This window comes from Streptomyces sp. RP5T (assembly GCF_003933965.1).
Classification (GTDB): Bacteria; Actinomycetota; Actinomycetes; order Streptomycetales; family Streptomycetaceae; genus Streptomyces.
Genome location: NZ_RSAJ01000055.1, coordinates 1 through 26,637 on the forward strand (window position 1 = coordinate 1; position 26,637 = coordinate 26,637).

Here is a 26,637-nt window from a genome sequence, read left to right on the forward strand (position 1 = left end):
CCTCGGGTCCGTCCACGGCTCCGCCGCCCTCCTCGCCCTGGGCTCCCTCGCGTTCGTCCTGTGGACCGGTCTGGAGGAGCGCGGGACCGCGCTCGCCTTCGGAGTGCTGATCACCGTCGGTGAGCTCAACCGGCGCAGCGGCCCCCACGTCAGGGAGGCCGCCCCGCTCGGGGCCGCCGGGGCGCTGTCGTACGCCCTGCTCGGCGAGAACGCGGGCGCGCCCTCCCATCACGGCGTCGCCCAGGCCGTCACCGTCGTCCTCGCGGCCTCCCTCGTCGGCAGCGTGCCGCACGTCGGACGCGGACAGGGACCCACCGCCGACCAGTTCGCCCGCCGCGTCCTGACCGTCGGGTTCGCCGCCGTGTGCTTCCAGCCCCTCTACAACCAGGGGACGTTCACCGGGTGGGCCGGCCCCGCCTACGCCCTGCTCCTGCTCGCCCTGCTCTCGCTGACCGCGCTGTGCGACGCCGTGCTCGCCGCCGCGCTCGCCCACTCCCGCACCCGCTGGCCCTTCGGCCCGCTGCTCAGGGACGAGCTGCGGGCCCTGCTCGGCATCGGGTCCGCCGTCGTCGCCACCGGGGCGGTGATGGCGCTCGCGGTCGCCGTCGCGGGCCTGTGGGCGCTGCCCGTCTTCTCCGTGCCGCTGCTGCTCACCCAGCTCTCCGTCCGCCGGTACGCCGCCGTCCGCTCCACCTACCGGCAGACCATCGCCTCCCTCGCCCGCGCCACCGAGATCGCCGGGTACACGCCCGCCGGGCACGCCCGCAGGGTCGCGGCGCTCAGCCGGGAGGTCGGGCGCGACCTGGGGCTGTCCCGGCCCGAGCTCACCGTCCTGGAGTACGCCGCCCTCATGCACGACATCGGCCAGCTCAGCCTCGTCGACCCGGTGCCCGCGGGCGCCACCGCCGACCTGCCCCTCGCCGAACAGCGCCGCATCGCGCTGCTCGGCGGGGCCGTCGTACGGCAGACCGGCGTCGACGCGGCCGTCGCCGTGGTGGTGGAGCGGCAGGCCGACCCCTGCCGGGAGCAGCCGATGGCCGCGCGGATCGTGCGGGCCGTCAACGCCTACGAGGAGAAGACGCGGGACACCGGACCCGGCGGGGCGCTGACCGCGCTGGAGGAGCTGCGCCTGGGCACCGCGGGGGACTACGCTCCGGAGGTCGTGGAGGCGCTGGCCCGGGTGCTGTCGAGAGACTGTCTGACCTCGCCCGTGACGGGGTAACCCATGGGTAATGAGCGCCCTTGCGAGCACACATGGTTGGATGCGAGAGAGAGGGTGTCCGGGGGCACAGCCAGCCCACTCGACGGAACCGGCAGGCGGGAATCGTGAGGATCTTCGGCAAGGGACGGCACCGGCCCTCCGCCTCCTGGCGGCAGGCCACGGACCGCGCGTTCACGCTGATCGGCGACGGTCGGTACGAGGACGCGGGCGCGCTGCTGACGCGCGCCGCGGACCTGGAGCCGTGGCTGTCCGAGTCCTGGTTCAACCTCGCCCTGCTGCACAAGTTCCGGCACGACTGGGAGCAGGCGCGGGCCGCGGGACTGCGTGCCGTGGCGCTGCTCGACCGGGAGACCGGGGCGCCCGACTGGTGGAACGTCGGCATCGCCGCGACCGCGCTCCAGGACTGGCCGCTGGCCCGCCGGGCCTGGCAGGCGTACGGGCTGCGGGTGCCGGGCGGCGCGACCGCGTCCGGCGAGCCGCTCGGCATGGACCTCGGCAGCGCGGCCGTACGGCTGTCCCCCGAGGGGGAGGCCGAGGTGGTCTGGGGGCGGCGGCTCGACCCCGCCCGTATCGAGGTGCTGTCCATCCCGCTGCCGTCCTCCGGGCGGCGCTGGGGCGAGGTCGTGCTGCACGACGGGGTGCCGCACGGCGAGCGGACCACCGCGGCGGGCCACGCCTACCCCGTCTTCGACGAGATCGAGCTGTGGGCGCCCTCGCCGGTGCCCACGTGGGTGGTGCTGCTGGAAGCCGCCACTGAGGCCGACCGGGACGCGCTGGAGCAGCTCGCGGCCGACGCCGGGTTCGCGGCGGAGGACTGGTCGTCGTCGGTGCGGCTGCTGTGCCGGATGTGCTCCGAGTCGCGGATGCCGTCCGACGAGGGCGACGGCGAACATCTGGATCCGCACGACCACAGTGAGCCGGGGCATCCCGGGCCGCTGGGGCATCGCACGGACGGGCAGCTGTGGGTGCCGGAGCGGGAGTGCGGGGTGGCCGCGCCGGCTTCGCTGGTGCGGGGGTTGCTGGACGGGTGGGTCGCCGACAGCCCTGATTCTCGTGACTGGCGGGATCTGGAAGAGGTCTGCTAGGTCGTTGTTCGGCTGCGGGTCCGTCGTGGCTGGTCGCGCAGTTCCCCGCGTCCCTGAAAGGCGCGTCCCCCTTACCCTGTATCAGCAGTCACCCCCTGTTTTGGTTTGAGGAAGGCATCGTCGGTCATGGCCCAGCAGGACACCGATCAGCAGCACGCGGGCGTGCTCCCCGTCGACGACGAGGGGTTCGTCGTCGACACCGAGGAGACCGAGGAGCGGGAGAACGCCTGGCGTGAGCGTGGCACCTCGCGGCCCATCACCGTCGTCGGGAACCCCGTGCTGCACAAGGAGTGCAAGGACGTCACCGAGTTCGGCGAGGAGCTCGACCAGTTGGTCGCGGACATGTTCGCGAGCCAGCGCACCGCCGAGGGCGTCGGCCTCGCCGCCAACCAGATCGGCGTCGACCTGAAGGTCTTCGTGTACGACTGCCAGGACGACGAGGGCAGGCGGCACGTCGGCGTCGTCTGCAACCCGAAGCTCGTGGACCTGCCCGCCGACAGGCGCCGGCTCGACGACAGCAACGAGGGCTGCCTGTCGGTGCCGACCGCGTACGCGCCGCTCGCCCGCCCCGACTACGCCGAGGTCACCGGGCAGGACGAGAAGGGCAACCCGATCAAGGTCCGCGGTACCGGCTACTTCGCCCGGTGTCTGCAGCACGAGACCGACCACCTGTACGGGTACCTCTACATCGACCGGCTCTCCAAGCGCGAACGCAAGGACGCGCTGCGGCAGATGGCCGAGAACGAACCCCGCTACCCCGTGGTCGCCAACGACTGACGTCCCACAACGCCCGTGCGCACGGCGCCTGTTCGGGAACCACTCCCCGAACAGGCGCCGTTCGCATGTGCGTCGCACGTTCGATCGGATGTGCTCATCTGGTGATCCCGCCGAGGTCGCACATGGGGAGAATCTCGACATCGGGGGGTAGTGAATGAAGCAAATCCGTTCCCATAATGGTCAGTTGTGGTGCTGAATGGGAAGTGCGGGGATACGCAACGGCGCACGCCCGGTTCAGCGGCAGGGGCGTGCGCCAACTGGCGGCTGGAAGGGGTTTGTTCGTGCCTGCTTTCCCACACAGCACCACATCGACACCGACGGCGATCGCGGTTCCACCGTCACTCTCCCTCCCGGTGATCGAGGCAGCGTTTCCCAGGCAACTGCACCCGTATTGGCCCAGGCTCCAGGAGAAGACCCGGACCTGGCTTCTGGAAAAACGGCTCATGCCGGCGGACAAGGTTGCGGAATATGCCGACGGACTGTGCTACACGGACCTCATGGCCGGGTACTACCTGGGCGCCCCCGACGAGGTCCTCCAGGCGATAGCGGACTACAGCGCGTGGTTCTTCGTCTGGGACGACCGGCACGACCGGGACATCGTCCACCGCCGCCCCGGCGCGTGGCGGCGGCTGAGGTTCCGGTTGCACGCGGCGCTGGACTCCCCACGGGAGCACCTGCACCACGGGGATCCGCTGGTCGCCGCCTTCGCCGACTGCATGGTGCGGCTGTACTCGTTCCTGCCGCAGACGTGGAACACCCGGTTCGCCGGGCACTTCCACGACGTGATCGAGGCCTACGACCGGGAATTCCGCAATCGCACCCGGGGAACCATTCCCACGGTCGAGGAATACCTGGCACTGCGCCGGCTCACCTTCGCGCACTGGATCTGGACGGACCTGCTTGAGGCGAGCGCCGGACGGGAACTCCCGGACGAGGTGCGGAACCACTCGGCATATCGGCGGGCGGCGCTGCTGAGCCAGGAATTCGCCGCCTGGTACAACGACCTCTGCTCGCTCCCCAAGGAAATAGCGGGAGACGAGGTGCACAATCTCGGCATCAGTCTCATCAAACACGAGGGACTGACCCTCGAAGAGGCGATCCGGGAAATGCGACGGCTGATCGGAAAATGCGTGGACGCATTCCTCGTGGCCGAGTCCGAAGCCCTCCGTCTCGCCGACACCCTCGACGACGGCACCGTGCGCGGAAAGGAACTGAGCACCGCCGTGCGGGCCTGTGTCCGCAATATGCGCAACTGGTTCAGCACCGTCTACTGGTTCCACCACGAGTCCGGCCGTTACATGGTCGACAGCTGGGACGACCGGTCCACGCCCCCGTACGTCAACAACGAAGCGGCAGGTGAGAAATGACCGTCGAATCCGTGAAAACCGAAGCCACGGTGGCTCCCGGGTCGGGTGAGCCGCCACTCGCGGGCGGCGGCGTCCCCGTCCTCGGCCACGGCCTGCGTCTGGCCCGCGATCCGCTGACCTTCCTGTCCGGGCTGCGGCGGCACGGCGACGTCGTCCGTCTGCGGCTCGGCCCCAAGACGGTGTACGCGCCCACCACCCCGGAACTGACCGGAGCCGTGGCCCTCAACCCCGACTTCATCATCGCCGGGCCGCTGTGGGAGTCCCTGGAGGGACTGGTCGGCAAGGAGGGCGTGGCCACCGCGAACGGGCCGCAGCACCGGCGGCAACGGCGGATCATCCAGCCCGCGTTCCGGCTCGACGCCCTGCCCGGGTACGGGCCGGTCATGGAGGAGGAGGCGCAGGCACTGGCCGAGCGCTGGCAGCCCGGGCAGACCGTCGACTGCACCCTGGAGTCCTTCCGGGTCGCCGTGCGGATCGCGGCCCGGTGCCTGCTGCGCGGCGACTACATGGACGAGCGCGCCGAGCGGCTGTGCGTCGCGCTCACGACCGTCTTCCGGGGGATGTACCGGCGGATGGTGATACCCGCGGGCCCGCTCTACAAGCTGCCGCTGCCGGCCAACCTCGCATTCAACCGTGCGTTGGCCGATCTGCATCTCGTGGTGGACGAGATCATCGCCGAACGCCGGGCATCCGGTCGAAAGCCGGACGATTTGCTGACGGCATTGCTGGCCGCGAAGGATGCGAATGGCGACCCCATCGGGGAACAGGAGATCCACGACCAGGTCGTCGCGATACTCACCCCGGGCGGCGAAACCGTCGCGTCCACGATCATGTGGCTGCTTCAGGTGCTCGCCGAACACCCGGAACACGCGGACAAGGTGTGCGCGGAAGTCGAATCGGTCACCGGTGGCCGTCCTGTGGCATTCGAGGACGTACGGTCGCTCAGTTACACGAACTATGTGGTGGTCGAGACCATGCGTTTGTGGCCCGCGGTATGGATATTGACGCGTCGGGCGGTACGGGACACCGAACTCGGTGGCTATCGCATTCCGGCCGGGGCCGACATCGTCTACAGCCCGTATGCGATCCAGCGCGACGCGAAGTCCTTCGACGACAGCGCGGTGTTCGACCCGCTGCGCTGGAGTCCCGAGCGGGCCAAGTCGGTTCCGAAACACGCCATGAGCCCGTTCAGCACCGGCAACCGGAAGTGCCCGAGCGACCACTTCTCGATGGCCCAGCTGACGCTGCTCACGGCGGCGCTGGCCCGGAGGTACCGCTTCGAACAGGTGGCCGGATCCGACGACACCCCCCGGCCGGGCATCACCCTGCGGCCGAACCGGCTCCTGGTCAGGCCCGTGTCCCGGTGACGGGTCAGGCGGCCGCCTCCGGGCCCTGGAAGGTGCGCCGGTAGGCGTTGGGGGTGGTGCCCACCGCGCGCAGGAACTGGTGGCGCAGCGCGGCCGCGGTGCCGAAGCCGGTGCGCCCCGCGATCGCGTCCACCGTCTCGTCCGTCGCCTCCAGCAGCCGCTGGGCCAGCAGCACGCGCTGGCGCAGGATCCAGCGGTAGGGAGTCGTTCCCGTCTCCTGCTGGAAGCGGCGGGCGAAGGTGCGCGGGGACATGTGGGCGCGCTCGGCGAGCTGCTCGACGGTGACCTCCTCGTCGAGGTGCCGCTCCATCCACACGAGCACCTCGCCGACGGTGTCGCACTTCGACCGGGGCAGCGGCCGCTCGATGTACTGCGCCTGGCCGCCGTCCCGGTGCGGCGGTACGACCATGCGCCGGGCGATCTTGTTGGCGACCTCGGTGCCCTGTTCCTTGCGCACGATGTGCAGACAGGCGTCGATGCCCGCGGCGGTGCCCGCGGAGGTGATCACCGGGTCCTCGTCGACGTACAGGACGTCCGGCTCCACCGTCAGGCGCGGGTACGCGCGCGCCAGCTCCTCCGCGTGGTGCCAGTGCACGGTGCAGCGGCGGCCGTCGAGCAGTCCGGCGGCGGCGAGCACGAAGACGCCGGAGCACACGCTGAGCACCCGGGCGCCGCGGTCGACCGCGCTGCGCAGGGCCTCCAGCAGCTCGGGCGGGAAGTCCCGCGTCTCGTAGCCGGCGCAGGCCGGCACGGTGATCAGGTCGGCCGACTCCAGCCGCTCCAGGCCGTGTTCGACGTGCAGGGCGAAGCCCGACCGCGAGGTCAGCCGGGACCCCTCGGCCGAGGCGACGGCGAAGTCGTACACGGGCAGTCCGTCGTCGCTGCGGTCGGTCCCGAAGACCTCGCAGACGACACCGAGCTCGAAGGGGTTCACACCGTCCAGGACGACTGCGGCCACGTTCTTCAGCATGCTGCCAGTGTGCCCCAGGGCTGGCAGTAAATCGAGGGTGTGCGGCAGTCCTGCCACTGTTTGTAAGGAGTCTGCGGCGCGAGAGTAGTGACATGACTTCAGCGCAGACAGAAGGACTGATCGCCATGCTGGCTGTTCTCGCCCTCTTCGCCCTCCTGATCCTCCCGTCGGTGATCGGGATCGTGCACGACAAGCGCGTCGACCGTCAGATCAGGAAGGCGCGCGAGTACCGAACCGCCCACGGGGTGACTCGAACGGTCTGATCTCTCCTGGATCAACAGGGGAGGAACATGAGACACAGACTGTGGGCCGCAACAGGCTCGCCGGTGTCCGGGTGGTCGCAGCCACCGTCAAGGCGAACGACGGCGACTACTGGATCTACGACGACATCGCCCAGTGCAAGGTCAAGCGAGGGTACTTCCCCGGCACCACGACGACCTCGCTGAAGGTGTCCGTCGGGGACGCGGTCGCGCTCAGGTGATCACCACCGTGACCCGCCACTCCTGAATGCCCTTGCAGGACACCTTGCCGGTCTCGGTGGCGCACAGCGGACGGGTGGAACTCAGCCGTACCGTGCCCGCCGACACCGCCCGGTAGGCGGCGTTCGCGTCACCGGGCAGCAGGACGATGCCGCTGTTGGTGGCTTCCAGGCCCCGGCCGTCGACGGCGACCGGCTTCCAGGGGCGGTCCCTGGTCCCGTCCAGGCCGACCCGGACCGTGTCACCGACGGCCAGGCACACCGTGTCGCCGCTGTCGGCGGCGCCGAGGTCACCCGTGACCGGCGTACAACCGGACGACGGGGACGCGGAGACGGACGGGGGCGGCGACGGCGACGCGGAGTCGCTGCCGCCGCCCCCTTCGCTTCCGGCCTCGGTCCCGCACCCCGCGAGCAGGAGCGTCAGGGCCGCGAGGGCGAGGGCGGTGCGGTGGGTCGTAGGGCGCATGGGGTGGCCTCCTCGCTGATGAGACGTGCCACACGCGTACCCGGATCCACCCATTTTTGAAGCGAACCCGTCAGAAATCCTCGTCCAGGTCGACCGTGCCCTCCACGGCCACCTGGTACGCGGACGGGCGCCGCTCGAAGAAGTTGGTCAGCTCCTGGACGCCCTGGAGCTCCATGAAGGAGAACGGGTTCTCCGAGCCGTACACCGGGGCGAAGCCGAGGCGCGTCAGACGCTGGTCGGCGACGCACTCCAGGTACTGCCGCATCGACTCGGTGTTCATGCCCGGCAGCCCGTCGCCGCACAGGTCCCGCGCGAACTGCAGCTCCGCCTCCACGGCCTCCGCCAGCATGTCGGTGACCTCCTGCCGGAGCCGGTCGTCGAACAGCTCCGGCTCCTCCTTGCGGACGGTGTCGACCACGTCGAAGGCGAACGACATGTGCATGGTCTCGTCGCGGAACACCCAGTTGGTGCCGGTGGCGAGGCCGTGCAGCAGGCCCCGGCTGCGGAACCAGTAGACGTAGGCGAAGGCGCCGTAGAAGAAGAGGCCCTCGATGCACGCGGCGAAGCAGATCAGGTTGAGCAGGAAGCGGCGGCGGTCGGCCTGGGACTCCAGGCGGTCCAGCTTCTCCACCTCGTTGATCCACTTGAAGCAGAACTCGGCCTTCTCGCGGATGGAGGGGATGTTCTCGACGGCGTCGAAGGCCGCCGCCCGGTCCTCCGGATCGGGGAGGTAGGTGTCCAGGAGGGTCAGGTAGAACTGGACGTGGACGGCCTCCTCGAAGAGCTGCCTGCTCAGGTACAGGCGCGCCTCGGGGGAGTTGATGTGCTTGTAGAGGGTCAGCACCAGGTTGTTCGCCACGATCGAGTCACCCGTCGCGAAGAACGCGACCAGCCGGCCGATCAGGTGCTGCTCGGCGGGGCTGAGCTTGGCGAGGTCGGCGACGTCCGAGTGGAGGTCGACCTCCTCCACGGTCCAGGTGTTCTTGATGGCGTCCCGGTAGCGCTCGTAGAAGTCCGGGTAGCGCATCGGCCGGAGAGTCAGCTCGAAGCCGGGGTCGAGCAGGTTCTGGGTGGTGGACATTACTGGCAGGCCTCGCAGGACTCGGGGTTTTCCAGGGAGCAGGCCACGGCTTCTTCCGAGGTCACCTGCTGTACGGGGACAGTCGCCTGGGCCGCGCGGGCGATCCTCGTCGCCGGGCGCGAGCGCAGGTAGTACGTCGTCTTCAGCCCGGACTTCCAGGCGTACGCGTACATCGAGGAGAGCTTGCCGATCGTCGGCGTCTCCAGGAAGAGGTTCAGGGACTGCGACTGGTCGAGGAACGGGGTCCGCGCCGCCGCCATGTCGATCAGACCACGCTGCGGGATCTCCCACGCCGTCCGGTACAACGCCCGTACGTCCTCGGGGATCCACGCGAAGCCCTGCACCGAGCCGTTCGCTTCGCGCAGCGCCTCACGGGTGCGGGCGTCCCAGACGCCGAGCGCCTTCAGGTCGTGCACCAGATAGGAGTTGACCTGGAGGAACTCCCCGGACAGGGTCTCGCGCTTGAACAGGTTGGAGACCTGCGGCTCGATGCACTCGTACACCCCGGCGATCGAGGCGATGGTGGCCGTGGGCGCGATGGCGAGCAGCAGGCTGTTGCGCAGACCCGTCGTCGCCATGCGCGCGCGCAGTGCCGCCCAGCGCTCGGGCCAGGTGAGCTCCGCGGCGTAGTGGTCCGGGTGCAGTACGCCCTGGGCGGTACGGGTCTTCTCCCAGGCCGGCAGCGGGCCGTTGCGCTCGGCGAGGTCGGCGGAGGCCTCGTAGGCGGCGAGCATGACGCGCTCGGCGATCCGGGTGGAGAGCGCCTTGGCCTCCGGCGAGTCGAAGGGCAGCCGCAGCTTGAAGAAGACGTCCTGGAGGCCCATCGCGCCGAGACCGACGGGACGCCACTTGGCGTTGGACCGTCCGGCCTGCTCGGTCGGATAGAAGTTGATGTCCACGACCCGGTCGAGGAAGGTCACGGCCGTGCGGACGGTGGCGTCCAGCCGCTCCCAGTCGATGTCACCGTTCGCCGTGTCGACGAACGCCCCGAGGTTCACGGACCCCAGGTTGCACACCGCTGTCTCCCCGTCGTCCGTGACCTCCAGGATCTCCGTGCAGAGGTTGGAGGAGTGGACCGTGTGCCCGGGCAGTGCCGTCTGGTTGGCCGTGCGGTTGGCGGCGTCCTTGAAGGTCATCCAGCCGTTGCCGGTCTGCGCGAGGGTGCGCATCATGCGGCCGTAGAGGTCACGGGCGGGGATGGTCTTCTTCGCGAGCCCCTTGTGTTCGGCCGCGCGGTAGGCCGCGTCGAACTCCTCGCCCCACAGGTCGACCAGCTCGGGCACGTCGGCGGGCGAGAACAGGGACCACTCGGCGTCCGCGTTGACCCGGCGCATGAACTCGTCCGGGATCCAGTGCGCGAGGTTCAGGTTGTGCGTACGGCGGGCGTCCTCACCGGTGTTGTCCCTGAGCTCCAGGAACTCCTCGATGTCGGAGTGCCAGGTCTCCAGGTAGACCGCGGCGGCACCCTTGCGCCGGCCGCCCTGGTTCACGGCGGCGACACTCGCGTCCAGCGTCTTCAGGAACGGCACGATGCCGTTGGAGTGCCCGTTGGTGCCGCGGATCAGCGAACCGCGGCTGCGGATGCGGGAGTAGGCGATGCCGATGCCGCCGGCGTGCTTCGAGAGCCGGGCGACCTGGTGGTAGCGGTCGTAGATGGAGTCGAGCTCGTCCTTGGGGGAGTCCAGGAGGTAGCAGGACGACATCTGGGGGTGCCGGGTACCGGAGTTGAACAGGGTGGGGGAGGAGGGGAGGTAGTCGAGGCGGCTCATCAGCCGGTAGAGCGCTGCGACCTCGTCCAGCGCGTGGACGGTGTCGTCCTCGGCGAGGCCGGACGCCACCCGGAGCATGAAGTGCTGGGGCGTCTCGATGACCTTGCGGGTGATCGGGTGCCGCAGGAGGTAGCGGCTGTGCAGGGTGCGCAGGCCGAAGTAGCCGAACCGGTCGTCGGCCTCGGTGTCCACCAGTGCGTCCAGCCGCTCGGCGTGGACCCGCACGAACTCGGCGGTCCGGTCGGCGATGAGTCCCTCGCGGTGGCCGACGGCGACCGAGCCGGTGAACGAGGTGACGCCCTGGGAGGCTGCCTCGGCGGCGATGGAGAGGGTCAGCAGCCGGGCCGCCAGCCTGCTGTACGCGGGGTCCTCGGAGATGAGCCCGGCCGCCGCCTCGGTGGCCAGTTCGCGCAGCTCCGCGATCATCTCGGCGGAGGCTCCCCGCGAGGAGCGGCCCCGCAGCGCGGCGGCGGCGACCCGGCCGGGGTCGGCGTCGGGGAGGTCGGCGGTCAGCTCGGTCAGGGTCCGCAGCAGGGCGGTTCCGGGACCGTCCTCGTCCACAACGGTGGTCGCTGAGGCCGGATCGGCCGGCGCGATGGTCACGTGGGGCTCTCCCTCGCTGGCACGGGGGCCTTGCGGAGGGCAGGGGGCAGCACACGAGCGCGCACGGCGCCGCGTCCACCGGCCCATTCCACGAGGCCCGGACGTCATGACACCCGGGCCGGGGCGGCACGGGCGCACTGTCGGCAGGTCCTCGGACTGACCCTCATGTGCGCTTGTGCGCGCATGAGTACACCGTTGCGGGACAGTTCCGGATTCGCACCGGATTCCCCTGCGGCGACAGCGAGCATGAGCATACATCTTGTGCCGGGGCGCGATGACACCCCCAGATGTTGTGTCGCGACGGTTTCAGAGCGTCAACTGATAGGTGAGGAGCGTGAAGTCGGGAGCCTCCGGAACCGGGTGCCAGTCGCGCTCGGGGACACGGGTGAATCCGAGGCGCTCGTAGATGCGGTGGGCCGTGCGCATGGTGGGCTGGGTGCACAGGACGATGTCCGTGCCGGCGGCTGCAGCGCGGTCGACGCAGGCCTGCACGAGGGCCTGGCCGACTCCTCTGCCGCGGGCCTCCCGGGAGACGGCGAGCATGCGGATCTCCGCCTCGCCGGGGCGGGCCAGTTCGGCCATGGGGCCGCCGGAGGGGACGTAGGTGACGCCGCCGAGGAGGCGGTCGTCGGCCGTGGCCACGAGGACCTGTGCGGTTCTCGCCCGCTTGGCGACGTCCCTGAGTTCGGCGAGGTACGAGTCGGCCTCGCCGCCGAAGACCAGGAGGCCGTCGTCCAGGTAGGCCCTTGCGGTGATGTCGCCGAGGGGTTCGTAGTCGGTGGGTTCGGCGGGGCGGATCACGATGTCCATGAGGGCGAGTGTGCACGAAAGCGGGCCGCCGGGGTGATTGCTCCCGGTGGCCCGCTGCCGGTCGTGCGTGGTTGCCCGCGCCCGGGCGGTGGGGCCGCATATCGATGCGGCCCCACCCCTGGGAGCGCTCAGTGCGAGGTCAGTGCGAGGTGCCCGCTGTCGCCGGCGGGAGTTCCACCTCTACGCCCGGGTCGCCCGCGTCCGCCGTGTAGTCCTCCGGGCTGGTCTCGTCGACGCCGTCGGGGGCCTTGGCCGCCTTCAGGGCGAAGGTCAGGACCACGGTGACCAGGACGTTGAGCACGAACGCCGTCAGGCCGATGTAACCGATCTCGCCGATGCCCGGGATCTCCTTCGCCGAACCGCCGAAGTGCTTCTGGGTCGGGGAGGCGACGCCGTACGCGGCGACCGTGCCGTAGACCATGCCGACGGCCCAGCCGGCGAGCAGCGCCCAGCGGTGGAACCAGCGGGTGAACAGGCCGCCGACCAGGGCGGGGAAGGTCTGGAGGATCCAGATGCCGCCCAGGAGCTGGAAGTTGATGGCCACGGTCTTGTCCATCGTCAGGACGAAGACCAGGGCACCGACCTTCACCAGCAGGGACACCAGCTTGGAGACCTTGGTCTCCTGGGCCGGGGTCGCGTCCGGCTTGATGAAGTCCTTGTAGATGTTGCGGGTGAAGAGGTTCGCGGCCGCGATGGACATGATGGCCGCCGGGACGAGGGCTCCGATGCCGATCGCCGCGAAGGCGACCCCGGCGAACCAGTCCGGGAACATGTCCTCGAAGAGCTGCGGGATCGCCAGCTGCGGGTTGGTGACCTTGACCCCGGCCGCGATCGCCATGAAGCCGAGCAGGGCCAGCAGGCCGAGCGTCAGCGAGTACAGCGGCAGGATCGTGGTGTTGCGGCGGATCACCTCACGGCTGCGGGAGGAGAGCGTCGCGGTGATCGAGTGCGGGTACATGAACAGCGCGAGCGCGGAGCCCAACGCCAGCGTGGCGTATGTCCATTGGCCCGCCTCCAGCGGGACGAGACCGCCCGCCTTGGCCGCCGTGTACTTCTCGCTCGCCGCGCCGAAGACGTCGTCGAACCCGCCCAGCTTGATCGGGATGTAGATGATCGCCACCGCGATGACGATGTAGATCAGCGTGTCCTTCACGAACGCGATCAGTGCGGGGGCCCGGAGTCCGGAAGAGTACGTGTAGGCCGCGAGGACACCGAAGGCGATCAGCAGCGGGAGGTCCTTGACGAACCAGTTCGTGTTCTCGCCGCCGCCGACGCCCATGACGTCCAGGACCGCCTGGATGCCGACCAGTTGGAGCGCGATGTACGGCATGGTCGCGAGGATGCCGGTGACCGCCACCGCCAGCGACAGGCCCTTCGAGCCGAAGCGGCCGCGCACGAAGTCCGAGGTCGTCACGTATCCGTGCTTGTGGGAGACCGACCACAGGCGGGGCAGGAAGGTGAAGATCAGCGGGTACACCAGGATGGTGTACGGCACCGCGAAGAAGCCGGCCGCGCCCGCCGCGTAGATGGCCGCGGGCACCGCGACGAAGGTGTACGCCGTGTAGAGGTCGCCGCCCAGCAGGAACCAGGTGATCCAGGTGCCGAACGACCGGCCGCCCAGGCCCCATTCGTCGAGGCTGTGCTCGTTCTCGGCCTTGCGCCAGCGCGCGGCCAGGAAGCCCATGACCGTGACGGCCAGGAAGAAGAGGATGAAGACGGTGAGAGCCACGCCGTTGACGCCGCCGTTCACTTGGCACCTCCTCGACGGGCGCGCTGGTCACGCTGCCAGAGCTGGTACGCGATCATCGTCAGCGCGGTGGAGATCAGCACCCACAGCATCTGGTACCAGTAGAAGAACGGGATGCCGATGAACTCGGGGTCGACCTTGGCGTACGAGCCGACCCACAGCATCGCCACGAACGGGGCGAGCAGGCAGAGGGCGATGACCACCCGCACCGGCGTCACCACCGGTGGTCTCACTTCAGGCGCATCCGACATGTCGTGACTCCATCCCCTCGCTGATCAGCGTTGATCACCTGTAACGCGCAGGCAATCTAGGCGCTGGTGTCGCGACAGCGGAAGACCTCGTCCGCATATCGGTATGTCGATTCTGTGAAGCCGCCCTGGTGGGTGCTAGTCCACCGGCCTCTTCAGCCGGGCCACGAACTTGTACCGGTCGCCCCGGTACACCGACCGCACCCACTCCACCGGTTCGCCGGTCTTGTCGAACGAGTGGCGGGACAGCATCAGCATCGGCAGGCCCACGTCGGTGCCGAGCAGACCGGCTTCGCGCGGGGTGGCCAGCGAGGTCTCGATGGTCTCCTCGGCCTCGGCGAGGTGGACGTCGTAGACCTCGGCGAGCGCCGTGTACAGGGACGTGTACTTGACCAGCGACCGGCGCAGGGCCGGGAAGCGCTTGGCGGAGAGGTGGGTCGTCTCGATGGCCATCGGCTCGGCGTTGGCCATGCGCAGCCGCTCGATGCGCAGCACCCGGCCGCCGGCGGTGATGTCGAGGAGCTCGGCGAGCCGGTCGTCGGCGGTGATGTAGCCGATGTCCAGGAGCTGCGAGGTGGGTTCGAGACCCTGGGCGCGCATGTCCTCGGTGTACGAGGTGAGTTGCAGCGCCTGCGAGACCTTCGGCTTGGCGACGAAGGTGCCCTTGCCCTGGATCCGCTCCAGACGCCCCTCGACCACCAGCTCCTGGAGCGCCTGGCGCACGGTGGTGCGGGAGGTGTCGAACTCGGCGGCGAGGGTGCGCTCGGGCGGGACGGGTGTGCCGGGCGACTGCGTCTCCGTCATGTCGAGCAAGTGCTTCTTCAGGCGGTAGTACTTGGGCACGCGCGCGGTACGGACGCCTGCCCCGCCCTCGGTCTCCGCACTGCTGACGTCGCTGCTCATGGTCTGCCTTCCCGGCTCCGGATGCGGGTCACATCGTGATCCCTTCTGTATACCGGCGCCACCTCTTTTGGTCTAGTCCACAGAGGTGAGTGGTATAGCGGACGAGACTACTCCGGTGGCGCTGTTTTCGCTGGCTTCTTTAGTAATGGTTCCTGCATATGTAGCTCGTATAACGGCTGGTCAGAGGCGTTTCGGGCACCCTTGACAGGCCTCCTGGTCTGGTCCAAGCTCCCCCTACTGGTCTACACCATTGGTCCAGGTCCCGGCCGGTGGGCGGGAGGTGTGGGCATCCCTGAGGAGGGTGGCGTGAAGCGCAAGCTTGCAGCCGCGATCGGTATCGCGGGCATGGTGGTCTCCGTCGCGGCGTGCGGTGGCAGCGACAGCGGAAGTTCGGACAACAGCGGCGCGGACGCCAAGGAGCTGACCGTCTGGCTCACCGTCGACGCCCAGAACAACTGGCCCGAACTGGTGAAGGCCGCCGACGCGGCGGTGCAGAAGAAGCACCCCGGCATCAAGATCAACCACGAGTACTACGGCTGGCCGGACAAGAACACCAAGCTCGACGCGGTCCTCGCCACCGACAAGGCCCCCGACGTGGTCGAGATGGGCAACACCGAGATGCTCGGCTACATGGTCAAGGGGGCCTTCGCGCCCCTGGACACCGCGAAGTTCACCAACTCCGCGGCCTGGCTCGACGGCCTCAAGGCCTCGGTGACCTACGACGGCAAGACCTACGGCGTCCCGTACTACGCGGGCGGTCGCGTCGGCAACTGGCGCAAGGACGTCTTCGCCTCGGTCGGCGTCAAGTCCGCCCCGAAGACCTACCCGGAGCTCACCGCCGCCCTGGACAAGGTCCAGAAGAAGGAGGGCGACAAGTTCTCCGCCTGGTACCAGCCCACCCGTGACTGGTACGCGGCCATGTCCTTCGTCTACGACGCCGGCGGCTCCATCGCCGTCGAGTCGGGCGGCCAGTGGAAGGCCAACCTCTCCTCGCCCGAGTCCGTCAAGGGCCTCACCGAGTTCAAGAACGTCGTCGACACGTACATGCACGGCGACAAGACCAAGGACGAGTCCGACCGCTACATCGTCTACGGCCAGGGCAAGTCCGGCATGATCTTCGGCGCGGCCTGGGAGGGGGCGACCTCGGCCGACCCGAAGAACGACAAGACCGGCAAGCTCAAGGACAACCTCGAGAACTTCGTCATGCCCGGCCCGTCCGGCAAGAACATGCCCGTCTTCCTGGGCGGTTCGGACCTCGCCGTGCCGGTCAAGTCGAAGGCGCAGGCCGTCGCCGCCGAGTGGATCAACGCCTTCACCGGTCCCTCCGGCCAGAAGGGCCTGATGGCCAAGGGCAACCTGCCCAACAACAAGACCGACCTCGCCACCCTCAAGAACGACCCGGCGACCGCGGTCCCGGCCACCGCGGCCGAGTCCAACTGGTTCGTGCCCATGGCGCCTGGCTGGGGCCAGGTCGAGAAGGCGCAGGTCCTGCAGACCATGCTCCAGAGCATCGGCACCGGCAAGAAGTCGGTCGAGGCCGCCGCGAAGGACGCGGACACCGCGATCGACAAGGTCATCAACACCAAGTGACCGCAGGCAGGGCCCCGTTGACGACGGCGGGGCCCTGCTTCCCGTACGGCCGTGCGGGCTTCGTCTTCGTACGGCCGCACGGGTCCGGCTCGTACGACCAGAGGGACCGCTGAGGAGCGCGCCATGAGTGCCGCAGACACGACCACCCCCACCGAGGTGCCGCCGCCGATGTCGGTACCACCGCCGCCCCGGCCGGCCCCACCGGGCAGGAAGCGGGCCTTCAGCGCCACCCCCTGGCTGCTGCTCGCCCCCTGCCTGCTCGTCCTCGCCCTGGTCATGGGCTATCCGCTGTTCCGCCTGGTCACCCTGTCCTTCCAGAAGTTCGGGCAGTCCCAGCTGTGGGGCTTCCTGCCCGCCGAGTGGGTCGGCTTCGACAACTTCACCGCCGTCCTGAGCGACGGCGAGTTCTGGACCGTCGTCCTCCGCACCATCGTCTTCGCGGCCGGCTGCGTGATCTTCACGATGGTCTCCGGCATGCTCATCGCCCTGCTGCTCCAGCGGGTCTCCGGCTGGGTGAAGACCCTCGTCAACATCGCCCTGGTGGCCAGCTGGGGCATGCCGATCATCGTCGCCACCACGGTCTTCAAGTGGCTGTTCGACGCGGACTACGGCATCCTCAACGCGCTGCTCAGCAAGCTGCCCGGGGTCGAGATGATCGGCCACAACTGGTTCGCCAGCGGGCCCCAGGGCCTGGCCGTGATCATGCTGCTCGTGGTGTGGGGCGCGGTGCCCTTCGTGGTGATCACCCTGAGCGCGGGACTCACCCAGGTCCCGGCCGAACTGGAGGAGGCGGCCCGCCTGGACGGCGCGGGTGCGTGGGGCGTCTTCCGCCATGTCACCCTGCCCATCCTCAAGCCGGTCATCGTGATGCTCACGACCCTCTCGGTCATCTGGGACATGGGCGTCTTCCCCCAGGTGTTCGTCATGCGCGGCGGCCACCCGGAGCCCGAGTTCCAGATCCTGCCGACGTATTCCTACGACCGCGCGTTCGTGGTCAACGACTACGCGCAGGGCTCGGCGATCGCCCTCATCACCGTGCTCCTGCTGCTCGGGGTCGTCGCCGTCTACATGCGTCAGATGCTGAAGATCGGAGAGGTCGAATGAGCACGGTCACTGTGCGGGGCAGGTCCCGGCTGGGCTGGAACCTCCTCGGCCTGTTCGTCTTCGCCACCGCCGGCTTCCCCGTCTACTGGATGCTCAACACGGCGTTCAAACCGGCGAGGGACGCCATCGATCCGGACCCGAGCCTGCTGCCGACGGGGCTGACGCTCGGCAACTTCAGCCGCGCGCTGGACATCGCCGACTTCTGGGGCCCGGTCGGCCGCAGCCTCATCGTCTCCCTCGCCGTCGTGGCGATCGGCATCGTGGTCGGCACCCTGGCCGCCCTCGCCATCTCCCGCTTCGCCTTCCGCGGCCGCAAGATCGTGATCGTGGGCATCCTCGCGGTGCAGATGGTCCCCCTGATCGCGATGATCATCCCGGTCTTCCTGCTGCTGAACGACCTCGACCAGTACGACAAGCTCTCGGGCCTGATCATCACGTACCTGACCTTCATCCTGCCCTTCACGGTGTGGACGCTGCGCGGCTTCATCGTCAACATCCCGAAGGAACTGGAGGAGGCGGCGATGGTCGACGGCTGCTCGCCCACCGGCGCCTTCCTGCGCGTGGTCTTCCCGCTGCTGGCCCCCGGCATGGTCGCCACCTCGGTCTACGCCTTCGTCCAGGCCTGGAACGAGTACCTCTACGCCCTCATGCTGCTCAGCCAGAAGAACCAGACCGCGACCGTCTGGCTCGGCAACTTCACCACCAAACACGGCACCGAATACGCCCCGATGATGGCCGGTTCCACCATGATGGCCGTGCCGATCGTGGTCCTCTTCCTCCTCGTCCAGCGCAAGATGGCCGCGGGTCTCACCGCGGGCGCCGTGAAGGGATAACGCCCCCGATGACGACATTCGCCAGCGGCACAGACACCCTGACACGGGACGCCCTCACCGTCCTCCAGCCCGGCTTCACCGGCACCACCGCCCCCGACTGGCTGCTGCGCCGCCTCGGCGAGGGCCTCGCCTCGGTCGGGCTGTTCGGCCGCAACATCGCCTCACCGGAACAACTGGCCGCCCTGACGGCCCAGTTGCGCGCCGAACGCGACGACGTCCTGGTCGCCATCGACGAGGAGGGCGGTGACGTGACCCGCCTGGAGGTGCGCACCGGCTCGTCCTTCCCCGGCAACCACGCCCTCGGCGCGGTGGACGACCTGGAACTGACCCGGAAGGTGGCCGCGGAACTCGGCCGCCGGCTCGCCGCCTGCGGGGTCAACCTCAACTGGGCCCCGTCGGCCGACGTGAACTCCAACCCGTCCAACCCGGTGATCGGCGTCCGCTCCTTCGGCGCCTCGGCCGAGCTGGCGGCCCGGCACACCGCGGCCTACGTCACCGGCCTGCAGTCGGCGGGCGTCGCCGCCTGCACCAAGCACTTCCCCGGCCACGGCGACACCGCGATCGACTCCCACCACGCCCTGCCGCGCATCGACGTGGACGAGTCCGTGCTCCTGGAACGCGAACTGCGGCCCTTCCGCGCGGCCATCGCCGCCGGCACTCGCGCGGTGATGACCGCCCACATCCTGGTCCCCGCCCTGGACCCGGACCGCCCGGCGACGCTGTCCCCCAAGGTCCTGACCGACCTGCTCCGCCGCGAACTCGGCTACAGCGGCCTCATCGTCACCGACGGCATGGAGATGCGGGCCATCGCCGGCACCTACGGCATCGAGCGCGGCAGCGTCCTGGCCATCGCGGCCGGCGCCGACGCGATCTGCGTGGGCGGCGGCCTCGCCGACGACGAGACGGTACGGCGTCTGCGGGACGCCCTGGTCTCGGCGGTCCGCTCGGGCGAACTTGCCGAGGAGCGGCTCGCGCAGGCCGCGGAACGCGTGCGCACGCTGGCCCACTGGACGGCGGCCGGCGCGGCCGACACGCAACTGTCGGCCGACGAGGAGGTGGGACTGCGTGCGGCCCGCAGGGCGCTGCGCATCACCGGCGCGGGCGGCTTCACCCCGCTCACGACCGCGCCCTATGTCGCCGCCTTCACCCCCGTGGCCAACATCGCGGTCGGCGACGAGACCCCCTGGGGTGTGGCCGCCGAACTCGCCCGGCTGCTCCCGGGCACGGAGACGGGCAGCTTCGCCGGTGAGGACGCGGGCCTCGCGACCCTGGCCGCGGCCGGCCCCCGCCGCATCGTGGCCGTGGTCCGCGACGAACACCGCCACCCCTGGATGACGGCGGCCCTGGACACCGTCCTCAGGACCCGCCCCGACACCATCGTCATCGAGATGGGCCTGCCCCAGGCCCCGGCCCGAGGAGCCCTCCACCTCGCGACCCACGGAGCGGCACGGGTGTGCGGCCGGGCGGCGGCGGAGGTCATCGCGGGGGAGTAGGACTCAGAACCCGAAGGCGCCGCTCTCCCGGGAGGGAGCGGCGCCCTGTGTCACCCAGGGACGGGAACCCGCCTCAGATCCCCTGCCAGTCGGGCTTGTTGACGAACGTGTGCCGGAAGTAATCGGCGAGCTTCAGCTTGGAAGCCGCCCCCTCGTCCACCACCACCGTCGCATGCGGGTGCAACTGAAGCGCCGACGCGGGACACACCGCGGCGATCGGACCCTCCACCGTCGCCGCCACCGCATCCGCCTTGCCCTCGCCCGTCGCGAGCAGCACCAGATGCCGGGCCTCCAGGATCGTCCCGATCCCCTGGGTGATGACGTGATGCGGCACCTGCTCGATGTCCCCGTCGAAGAACCGCGCGTTGTCCACCCGCGTCTGCTCCGTCAGCGTCTTGATCCGGGTCCGCGAGGCCAGGGAGGAGCACGGCTCGTTGAACCCGATGTGCCCGTCCGTCCCGATCCCGAGCAGCTGCAGATCCACGCCCCCGGCCTCGGCCAGCGCCGAGTCGTACGCCCGGCACGCCCCGGGGATGTCCTGGGCGGTCCCGTCCGGGCCCATGAAGGAGTCCATCGGTATCCCGAGCGGCTCCAGCACCTCCCGCCGCAGCACCGAACGGTAGGACTCCGGATGTTCGGCCGGCAGCCCCACGTACTCGTCGAGCTGGGCCACCCGCGCCCGGGAGGTGTCCACGTCACCGGAGCGCATCTTCGCCGCCAGGGCCTGGTAGATGGGCAGCGGGGTGGAGCCGGTCGCCACACCGAGCAGGGCGTCGGGCTTGCGCCGAAGCAGCTGGGCCATGGCCTCGGCGATGAGCTCGCCACCCGCCTTGGCATCCGGAACGATCACAACTTCCACGCTGGGCCTGCCGATCTGAGGAAAAGGTCTGATCTGTAGAAACGGTCTGAACGGGAAGGGCTCTCGACCGGACCCCGGTACGGCCCATGTGGTGTAGACCAATCTAACAGAACGGGGTCCCACGGCCCAGGTCCCCCAAGGCCGCCACCGCGCCACCTCCCGGACAGGTCCCCGTTCGCGCGGGGAGAGGCGAGGGGGAGTGAAATAGGGTCATGAGCACCGTCATGACACCCGGCACCCAGCACGAACTCCCCGGCCGCATCATGGCCCGCGAGATGGCCGAACAACCCGCCGTCCTGCGCCGCATCCTGGACGAGGGCGCCCCGGCCATCCGCGAGATCGCCCAGGAGATAGCCGCCCGCGCCCCCCGCTTCGTCCTGCTCACCGCCCGCGGCACCTCCGACAACGCGGCCCTCTACGCCAAGTACCTCCTCGAAGTCCGCCTGGGCCTGCCCTGCGGCCTGACCTCCATGTCGACCACCACCGCCTACGGGGCCCGCCCCGACCTCACCGACGTCCTCGTCGTCACCGTCAGCCAGTCCGGCGGCTCCCCGGACCTGGTGGCCTCCACCCGGGCCGCCCGAGAGGCCGGCGCCATCACCCTCGCGGTGACCAACAACCCCGACTCCCCGCTGGCCGGCGTCTCCGAGTACCACATCGACATCATGGCCGGACCGGAGAAGGCCCTCCCCGCGACCAAGACCTACACGGCCTCCCTCCTCGCCCTCTATCTCTTCGTCGAGGGCCTGCGCGGCGGCGACGGAGCGCCCGCCCGGGTGCTGCCCGACCTGGCCGCCGGACTGCTCGCCCGCCAGGACGAGGTCCGCGCCCTCGCCGCCCGCTACCGCTTCGCCGAGCGGATGGTCATCACCTCCCGCGGCTACGGCTATCCCACCGCCAAGGAAGCCGCGCTCAAGCTGATGGAGACCAGCTACATCCCGGCCCTCGCCTACTCCGGCGCCGATCTGCTCCACGGTCCCCTCGCCATGGTCGACAACGTCTCGCCCGTCATCGCGGTCGTCACCGACGGCAAGGGCGGAGAGGCCCTCCAGCCCGTCCTCGACCGACTGCGCGGCCGGGGCGCGGACCTGGTCGTGGTCGGCCCCCACGGTCAGGTCGAGCAGGCCTCGGCCGGCTTCGTCCTGCCGACCGACGAGGTGGCCGAGGAGGTCCAGCCCATCCTGGAGATCATCCCCCTCCAGCTGCTGGCCTACGAGGTCACCATCGCCCGCGGCCAGGACCCGGACGCGCCCCGCGCCCTGGCAAAGGTGACGGAGACGCACTGAGCCGAGCGGAGGATATCCGCGGTGTGCCGCAGGACGGAGGGATGGTTCGGAGGCCCCCTGTTCCGAATCGATCCTGCCCGCAAGCGCACTCATGCCGACCCCCTCCGCACTTCCCTATCGATCGCTACAAAAAAACCGTACTACCGGCTGCGGAACTTTATCTAGTACCCGCTATACAATTCACTCCATGGTGAGCGGTGACGAGACGAAAGCCCAGGTCGCGCCCACGGTCAGGACCGGGAAGGTGCGCGGCCGACCCCGGTCCTTCGATCGCGCGACCGCGCTGGAGAAGGCCGTCCTGGCCTTCTGGGAGCACGGCTACGAGGCCACCTCCGTCTCCGATCTCACCCGCGTCATGGGGATCGGCGCCCCCAGCCTCTACGCCGCCTTCGGCGACAAGCGGTCGCTGTTCGAGGAGGTCGTCCAGGAGTACGGAGCGCGCTACGGCTCCTTCGGTGACCGGGCTCTCGCCGAGGAGCCCACCGCCCGGTCCGCGATGGAGCGGATACTGCGCGAGGCCGCCGTCGAGTACACCGCTCCCGGTCGGCCGCACGGCTGCCTCGTCATCCACGCCGCCACCAACTGCTCCAGCCCGGAGGTCGAGGAGTCGCTGAGGGTGCGCCGCAATGCCGACATCGCGGCCTACGAGAGCCGTATAAGGGCGGGGATCGCCGCGGGGGAGCTGTCCGCCGACACCGATGCGCCCGCGCTCGCCCGGCACGTGGGGGCCGTGATCCAGGGCATGTCCCAACAGGCGCGCGACGGCGCGAGCCGCGAGGAACTGGAGGCCGTCGCGGAAATTGCCATGGCCATCTGGCCCCGCACATGAACCCACACGCGTTAGGCTGCGTGGAGTTTGTCAGGGCGTCCGAGTAGATGGCCCCCGTGCGGGAAAGCTCCAACAACAAACAGGCTCCAACGCATGGACACACCTAGTGGTCTAGTCCACAATTGAAACGCGTGACTTCCGTCTTCCCCGCACAGGAAGGCGGACCGAGGAACCGGAGCTCTCTGCCCTGACTGCCCCGGGTCCTCATCCTCGGCCGAACGGGACCGCACACCCCACGGCCGATATTGCTCCGGGCTGCGGTGCCGGGAAGGTTGAGGGTCCTTCCCAGGCGCCGCGGCCCGCGGGTGTCTGAGGGCACGGTGCTTTTAGGTCACCCACATACCCCCAGGTACGCTCGCATGTGTGCCCTCCATGAACGAACTGGTCCGCCAGCACACCGCCCTCGACGACTCCGACCTCGAGTGGCTGCATCTGCTGGTCTCGGAGTGGCAGTTGCTCTCCGACCTCTCCTTCGCCGACCTCGTCCTGTGGGTCCCCACCCGCGACGGCACCCGCTATGTCTCCGTCGCCCAGATGCGGCCCAACACCGGCCCCACCTCCTACCAGGACGACATGGTCGGTCACCTCGTCCCCCGCGGCCGCCGTCCGCTGCTGGACGTGGCGCTCGACGAGGGCCGGATCGTGCGCGAGGGCGACCCGGAGTGGCGCGAGGAGGTCCCGGTCCGCGTCGAGTCGATCCCGGTACGGCGGGAGGGGCGTGTCCTCGGTGTCATCGCGCGCAACACCAACCTGCTGACCGTCCGCACCCCGAGCCGGCTCGAACTGACCTATCTGCAGAGCGCGTCCGACCTGGCCCAGATGATCGCGGCCGGCTCCTTCCCGTTCCCCAACCAGCAGATGGACATGGACGCGGCCCCGCGCGTCGGCGACGGCCTGATCCGCCTCGACGCGGACGGCATCGTCCAGTACGCCTCCCCGAACGCCCTGTCCGCCTACCACCGGATGGGCCTCGCCTCCGACCTCGTCGGCCAGCACCTCGGCCGGACCACCGCCGAACTCGCCCCCACCCGCGGCCCGGTGGACGAGGCTCTCGCCAAGGTCGCCAGCGGCTGGGCGCCCCGTGAGTTCGAGATCGAGGCGCACGACGGGGTGATCCAGTTCCGGGCGATCCCGCTCAAACCCAAGGGCACCCGCATCGGTTCACTGGTCCTGCTCCGGGACGTGACCGAACTGCGCCGCCGCGAGCGCGAGTTGATCACCAAGGACGCGACCATCCGGGAGATCCACCACCGGGTGAAGAACAACCTCCAGACGGTGGCGGCCCTGCTCCGCCTCCAGGCCCGGCGCATCGAGTCCGACCGCGGCCGGGAGGCCCTCGAAGAGGCCGTGCGGCGGGTGGGTTCGATCGCCATCGTGCACGAGACGCTGTCTCAGAACCTGGACGAGCGCGTGGAGTTCGACGAGATCGCCGACCGGGTGCTCGCCATGGTCGCCGAGATCTCCCCGGGCAAGGTCACCGGCCGGCGCAGCGGACGCTTCGGCATCCTGGACGCCGAGGTCGCCACCCCCCTGTCCATGGTCCTCACGGAAATCCTGCAGAACGCTCTGGAGCACGGCTTCCGCGAGGGGGAGACGGGCACGGTCGAGGTCACGGCCGTCCGCGGCGGCACCACCAAGGACGCCCGCCTCCTCGTCACCGTCCAGGACGACGGCGTCGGTCTGCCCGAGGGCTTCGACCCGCACACCGCGGGCAACCTGGGCCTGCAGATCGTACGGACGCTGGTGGAGGGCGAGTTGGGCGGTACGTTCGACATGGTCGCGGCGCCGGAGGGCGGCACCCGCGTCATCCTCGACGTACCGGTCCAGGCGCAGAAGTAGGCCCGTACGCGGTCCGGGGCACAGCAAAAAGCCCCGGACCGTTCAGGGGTCCGGGGCTCACATGCTCGTTGCCAGCGTGTGCTGCGCATCGGGGGTACTGCGCGCTGCGGCTCGGGGGCGGGAGAAGCGTACGCGGTGTACGCGCCGCCAAGCTCAGGCTGTGCGGGGCGGGTGTGTCAGGCGGAGGCCTGACGGGCCCGGTTGCGGGCGGCACGGCGCTTCATGGCGCGACGCTCGTCCTCGCTGAGACCACCCCAGACGCCGGAGTCCTGACCGGACTCGAGCGCCCACTGCAGACACTGATCCATAACGGGGCAGCGACGGCAGACGGCCTTGGCTTCCTCGATCTGCAGCAGCGCAGGACCGGTGTTGCCGATGGGGAAGAAGAGCTCGGGGTCTTCCTCGCGGCAAACGGCGTTGTGACGCCAGTCCATGGCTGCTACCTCTCCTTGGTATTACGTGCAAGTTGCTTGTGAATGTGAACGCTTTCACGAATCCCTCAACAAGTGAAGGGCCGTCCACCGAGTCTTCCTCGGCGTGGTCCTGTGGATTGAAGAGGGGTTCCGGTGGTCTGTGGACGCCGGTGTTGCGGGCTGTCCCGACCGCCACGTAGAGACTCGCAAACCTCAGCGGCGGATACAACCCCTTCCGGAAAGTTTTTTTTGATTCCTCGGTGTCGACTAGGTCACAGCCGTACTTCCATGGGGTGGACCCTGGCCTAAACGTTCGAGTGAAAGGACTTTAGCCCCTTCTGCTCACACAATCACACGCAGTGCACGGCGTACGCCTGTGAACGTCACGCTCGTACGCAGTCCGAGGTGGTCGCCGTCCATCTGGAGGGGGAGAGGCACCTTCGAATGCAAGGTGAACTGGTCCAGGTCGTGCAGCGACACCGCGTGCTTGCCATGGGGTCCGCGTTCGGGGGACGAAGTGAGCAACTGGGTGCCATATCGGGCGATCGCGGTCGTCGTCATACGGCTGAGACCGAGTACGTCGAGGCCTTTATCGAACGAGGCCTTAGGCGACGCGTACATCGGGTGATTGCCCAGGAAGGTCCACGGAGAGGTGTTCGAGACTATGGAAAGGACCAGATCGGTCACCGGCTCCGCATCCGGACGTTCCACCGTGATCGTCCCGTGCCGGCGGTGCGCCTCGCCGAAGAACTGGCGCAGGGCCTGGCGGACGTAGAGAGCGTGTGTGGATCTACGGCCGCGCTCGCGCTGCTGCTCGACCCGGCCCACCACACCGGCGTCGAATCCGAGCCCCGCGTTGAAGGTGAACCAGCGTCCCGGCACGGCCTCGTCCTCGGTACCGGGCGTGCCCGCGGTCAGGCCCAGGCCGACCGTCCGCTCGCTGCCCTCGCGCAGGGCGTCCAGGAGGGCGCCGGTGGCCTCGACGGCGTCGTTGGGCAGGCCGAGGGCGCGGGCGAAGACGTTGGTGGAGCCGCCGGGGACCACGGCGAGGCCGGGGAGGCGCTCGGGGTCGGGGCCCGCGTGCAGGAGGCCGTTGACGACCTCGTTGACCGTGCCGTCGCCGCCGAGGGCCACGACCAGGTCGATGTCCTTGCTCTCCGCCGCCTGCCGGCCCAGGTCGCGTGCGTGCCCGCGGTACTCGGTGGTGACCGCTTCCAGTTTCATCTCGCTCGCGAGCGCGTGGATCAGGACATCGCGCGTACGTGCGCTTGTGGTGGTTGCCGCCGGATTGACCACGAGAAGTGCACGCATGGGTTGCAGCGTACCTACTGGGTGGTACCGGGCACAGGTCGAGGTAGGGATCACGTAAGACTTCGGTGCGTGAACCTTGCCACGAGGGCGGGAGGCAACCCGTGCGCGGGAGACGGCGTTGCCCTTGCCTCGCAGCGGGGGCTCCGGGGGCGAGGGCTACCCTTCAGGGGTGAGCAGTGAGCAGACC

Annotated in this window: 25 protein-coding genes and 1 riboswitch; of the genes, 14 read left to right on the forward strand and 11 right to left on the reverse strand. The window is 69.4% G+C overall.

Annotation, left to right across the window (positions count from 1 at the left end; all coding sequences use genetic code 11):
- The 5 genes from EHS43_RS08830 to EHS43_RS08850 all read left to right on the forward strand — a co-directional run.
- Positions 1–1,222: HD-GYP domain-containing protein (locus tag EHS43_RS08830; RefSeq protein ID WP_125189970.1), on the forward strand; the 1,222-nt coding region annotated here is incomplete at its 5' end.
- A gap of 104 nt (positions 1,223–1,326) precedes the next feature.
- The gene (locus EHS43_RS08835; RefSeq protein ID WP_125189971.1) at positions 1,327–2,307 is read left to right on the forward strand and encodes a hypothetical protein; all 981 of its coding nucleotides are present in this window, start codon (positions 1,327–1,329) and stop codon (positions 2,305–2,307) included.
- A 126-nt stretch (positions 2,308–2,433) separates the two neighbouring features.
- Complete coding sequence (def, locus tag EHS43_RS08840) at positions 2,434–3,084, forward strand: peptide deformylase (RefSeq protein WP_125189972.1); 651 nt, start codon at positions 2,434–2,436, stop codon at positions 3,082–3,084.
- Between the two features lie 281 nt (positions 3,085–3,365).
- Positions 3,366–4,451 (forward strand): epi-isozizaene synthase, encoded by a 1,086-nt coding sequence (cyc1, locus tag EHS43_RS08845; protein WP_125189973.1) that lies wholly within the window; start codon positions 3,366–3,368, stop codon positions 4,449–4,451.
- Entirely contained in the window at positions 4,448–5,818 is a 1,371-nt protein-coding gene (locus EHS43_RS08850) for a cytochrome P450 (RefSeq protein ID WP_125189974.1), read from the forward strand. Before cyc1 ends, EHS43_RS08850 begins: the two co-directional genes overlap by 4 nt.
- Before the next feature lie 4 nt (positions 5,819–5,822).
- Here EHS43_RS08850 and EHS43_RS08855 read toward each other — a convergent pair whose 3' ends face one another.
- On the reverse strand, positions 5,823–6,788 hold the full coding sequence (locus EHS43_RS08855) for a GlxA family transcriptional regulator (RefSeq protein ID WP_125189975.1): 966 nt from the start codon (positions 6,786–6,788) through the stop codon (positions 5,823–5,825).
- Positions 6,789–6,880: 92 nt separating this feature from the next.
- On the opposite strand from EHS43_RS08855, the gene EHS43_RS46295 reads away from it, so the two are divergent.
- Entirely contained in the window at positions 6,881–7,051 is a 171-nt protein-coding gene (locus EHS43_RS46295; protein ID WP_185806172.1) for a hypothetical protein, read from the forward strand.
- Positions 7,052–7,092: 41 nt separating this feature from the next.
- Entirely contained in the window at positions 7,093–7,269 is a 177-nt protein-coding gene (locus tag EHS43_RS46300; RefSeq protein WP_185806173.1) for a hypothetical protein, read from the forward strand.
- Here EHS43_RS46300 and EHS43_RS08860 read toward each other — a convergent pair.
- The 7 genes from EHS43_RS08860 to EHS43_RS08890 all read right to left on the reverse strand — a co-directional run bounded on the left by EHS43_RS08860 (position 7,262) and on the right by EHS43_RS08890 (position 14,893).
- Entirely contained in the window at positions 7,262–7,732 is a 471-nt protein-coding gene (locus EHS43_RS08860; RefSeq protein WP_125189976.1) for a hypothetical protein, read from the reverse strand. The two genes, EHS43_RS46300 and EHS43_RS08860, sit on opposite strands and share 8 nt — an antisense overlap.
- Before the next feature lie 70 nt (positions 7,733–7,802).
- Complete coding sequence (locus EHS43_RS08865; protein ID WP_125189977.1) at positions 7,803–8,813, reverse strand: ribonucleotide-diphosphate reductase subunit beta; 1,011 nt, start codon at positions 8,811–8,813, stop codon at positions 7,803–7,805.
- On the reverse strand, positions 8,813–11,185 hold the full coding sequence (locus tag EHS43_RS08870; protein ID WP_125189978.1) for a ribonucleoside-diphosphate reductase subunit alpha: 2,373 nt from the start codon (positions 11,183–11,185) through the stop codon (positions 8,813–8,815). The genes EHS43_RS08865 and EHS43_RS08870 overlap by 1 nt, the downstream gene beginning before the upstream one ends.
- 124 nt (positions 11,186–11,309) lie before the next feature.
- A riboswitch (cobalamin riboswitch) is annotated at positions 11,310–11,469 on the reverse strand.
- A 22-nt stretch (positions 11,470–11,491) separates the two neighbouring features.
- Positions 11,492–11,995: a GNAT family N-acetyltransferase gene (locus tag EHS43_RS08875; protein WP_125189979.1), complete on the reverse strand. Its 504-nt coding sequence runs from the start codon at positions 11,993–11,995 to the stop codon at positions 11,492–11,494.
- Positions 11,996–12,134: 139 nt separating this feature from the next.
- Positions 12,135–13,745, reverse strand: coding sequence for a monocarboxylate uptake permease MctP (mctP, locus tag EHS43_RS08880; protein ID WP_125189980.1), 1,611 nt, complete (start codon positions 13,743–13,745; stop codon positions 12,135–12,137).
- Positions 13,742–13,993 (reverse strand): DUF3311 domain-containing protein, encoded by a 252-nt coding sequence (locus EHS43_RS08885; protein WP_125189981.1) that lies wholly within the window; start codon positions 13,991–13,993, stop codon positions 13,742–13,744. The genes mctP and EHS43_RS08885 overlap by 4 nt, the downstream gene beginning before the upstream one ends.
- 135 nt (positions 13,994–14,128) lie before the next feature.
- Positions 14,129–14,893, reverse strand: coding sequence for a GntR family transcriptional regulator (locus EHS43_RS08890; protein WP_053847903.1), 765 nt, complete (start codon positions 14,891–14,893; stop codon positions 14,129–14,131).
- A 306-nt stretch (positions 14,894–15,199) separates the two neighbouring features.
- Here EHS43_RS08890 and EHS43_RS08895 point away from each other — a divergent pair, with 306 nt between their 5' ends.
- The 4 genes from EHS43_RS08895 to EHS43_RS08910 all read left to right on the forward strand — a co-directional run bounded on the left by EHS43_RS08895 (position 15,200) and on the right by EHS43_RS08910 (position 19,913).
- Positions 15,200–16,483, forward strand: coding sequence for an extracellular solute-binding protein (locus tag EHS43_RS08895; protein ID WP_125189982.1), 1,284 nt, complete (start codon positions 15,200–15,202; stop codon positions 16,481–16,483).
- Between the two features lie 123 nt (positions 16,484–16,606).
- Positions 16,607–17,587: a carbohydrate ABC transporter permease gene (locus tag EHS43_RS08900; RefSeq protein WP_125189983.1), complete on the forward strand. Its 981-nt coding sequence runs from the start codon at positions 16,607–16,609 to the stop codon at positions 17,585–17,587.
- Complete coding sequence (locus EHS43_RS08905) at positions 17,584–18,420, forward strand: carbohydrate ABC transporter permease (RefSeq protein WP_125189984.1); 837 nt, start codon at positions 17,584–17,586, stop codon at positions 18,418–18,420. Before EHS43_RS08900 ends, EHS43_RS08905 begins: the two co-directional genes overlap by 4 nt.
- An 8-nt stretch (positions 18,421–18,428) precedes the next feature.
- Positions 18,429–19,913, forward strand: coding sequence for a glycoside hydrolase family 3 protein (locus tag EHS43_RS08910; RefSeq protein ID WP_125189985.1), 1,485 nt, complete (start codon positions 18,429–18,431; stop codon positions 19,911–19,913).
- 73 nt (positions 19,914–19,986) lie between these two features.
- On the opposite strand, the gene nagB is transcribed toward EHS43_RS08910, so the two are convergent.
- Complete coding sequence (gene nagB, locus EHS43_RS08915; protein WP_125189986.1) at positions 19,987–20,772, reverse strand: glucosamine-6-phosphate deaminase; 786 nt, start codon at positions 20,770–20,772, stop codon at positions 19,987–19,989.
- 212 nt (positions 20,773–20,984) lie between these two features.
- Between nagB and EHS43_RS08920 the strand changes: the two genes are divergently transcribed.
- The 3 genes from EHS43_RS08920 to EHS43_RS08930 all read left to right on the forward strand — a co-directional run bounded on the left by EHS43_RS08920 (position 20,985) and on the right by EHS43_RS08930 (position 24,726).
- A complete protein-coding gene (locus tag EHS43_RS08920) occupies positions 20,985–22,058 on the forward strand; it encodes an SIS domain-containing protein (RefSeq protein ID WP_185806170.1) in 1,074 nt (357 codons plus the stop codon).
- A gap of 187 nt (positions 22,059–22,245) precedes the next feature.
- Complete coding sequence (locus EHS43_RS08925) at positions 22,246–22,887, forward strand: TetR/AcrR family transcriptional regulator (RefSeq protein WP_125189987.1); 642 nt, start codon at positions 22,246–22,248, stop codon at positions 22,885–22,887.
- A 372-nt stretch (positions 22,888–23,259) separates the two neighbouring features.
- Complete coding sequence (locus tag EHS43_RS08930) at positions 23,260–24,726, forward strand: sensor histidine kinase (protein ID WP_185806171.1); 1,467 nt, start codon at positions 23,260–23,262, stop codon at positions 24,724–24,726.
- Between the two features lie 176 nt (positions 24,727–24,902).
- On the opposite strand, the gene EHS43_RS08935 is transcribed toward EHS43_RS08930, so the two are convergent.
- Together EHS43_RS08935 and EHS43_RS08940 are read right to left on the reverse strand one after the other, a co-directional pair.
- The gene (locus EHS43_RS08935) at positions 24,903–25,160 is read right to left on the reverse strand and encodes a WhiB family transcriptional regulator (protein ID WP_006142322.1); all 258 of its coding nucleotides are present in this window, start codon (positions 25,158–25,160) and stop codon (positions 24,903–24,905) included.
- A gap of 321 nt (positions 25,161–25,481) precedes the next feature.
- Positions 25,482–26,450, reverse strand: a complete 969-nt coding sequence (locus EHS43_RS08940) for a diacylglycerol kinase family protein (protein WP_125189989.1) — start codon at positions 26,448–26,450, stop codon at positions 25,482–25,484.
- Positions 26,451–26,637 lie beyond the last annotated feature (187 nt).

Bases quoted from the DNA above. Each gene is read 5' to 3' on its own strand.
- def (WP_125189972.1), top strand. From the start codon at position 2,434: ATGGCCCAGCAGGACACCGATCAGCAGCACGCGGGCGTGCTCCCCGTC.
- EHS43_RS08850 (WP_125189974.1), top strand. From the start codon at position 4,448: ATGACCGTCGAATCCGTGAAAACCGAAGCCACGGTGGCTCCCGGGTCG.
- EHS43_RS08855 (WP_125189975.1), bottom strand. From the start codon at position 6,788: ATGCTGAAGAACGTGGCCGCAGTCGTCCTGGACGGTGTGAACCCCTTC.
- EHS43_RS46295 (WP_185806172.1), top strand. From the start codon at position 6,881: ATGACTTCAGCGCAGACAGAAGGACTGATCGCCATGCTGGCTGTTCTC.
- EHS43_RS08860 (WP_125189976.1), bottom strand. From the start codon at position 7,732: ATGCGCCCTACGACCCACCGCACCGCCCTCGCCCTCGCGGCCCTGACG.
- EHS43_RS08865 (WP_125189977.1), bottom strand. From the start codon at position 8,813: ATGTCCACCACCCAGAACCTGCTCGACCCCGGCTTCGAGCTGACTCTC.
- EHS43_RS08875 (WP_125189979.1), bottom strand. From the start codon at position 11,995: ATGGACATCGTGATCCGCCCCGCCGAACCCACCGACTACGAACCCCTC.
- EHS43_RS08885 (WP_125189981.1), bottom strand. From the start codon at position 13,993: ATGTCGGATGCGCCTGAAGTGAGACCACCGGTGGTGACGCCGGTGCGG.
- EHS43_RS08890 (WP_053847903.1), bottom strand. From the start codon at position 14,893: ATGAGCAGCGACGTCAGCAGTGCGGAGACCGAGGGCGGGGCAGGCGTC.
- EHS43_RS08900 (WP_125189983.1), top strand. From the start codon at position 16,607: ATGAGTGCCGCAGACACGACCACCCCCACCGAGGTGCCGCCGCCGATG.
- EHS43_RS08905 (WP_125189984.1), top strand. From the start codon at position 17,584: ATGAGCACGGTCACTGTGCGGGGCAGGTCCCGGCTGGGCTGGAACCTC.
- EHS43_RS08910 (WP_125189985.1), top strand. From the start codon at position 18,429: ATGACGACATTCGCCAGCGGCACAGACACCCTGACACGGGACGCCCTC.
- EHS43_RS08920 (WP_185806170.1), top strand. From the start codon at position 20,985: ATGAGCACCGTCATGACACCCGGCACCCAGCACGAACTCCCCGGCCGC.
- EHS43_RS08925 (WP_125189987.1), top strand. From the start codon at position 22,246: ATGGTGAGCGGTGACGAGACGAAAGCCCAGGTCGCGCCCACGGTCAGG.
- EHS43_RS08930 (WP_185806171.1), top strand. From the start codon at position 23,260: ATGAACGAACTGGTCCGCCAGCACACCGCCCTCGACGACTCCGACCTC.
- EHS43_RS08935 (WP_006142322.1), bottom strand. From the start codon at position 25,160: ATGGACTGGCGTCACAACGCCGTTTGCCGCGAGGAAGACCCCGAGCTC.
- EHS43_RS08940 (WP_125189989.1), bottom strand. From the start codon at position 26,450: ATGCGTGCACTTCTCGTGGTCAATCCGGCGGCAACCACCACAAGCGCA.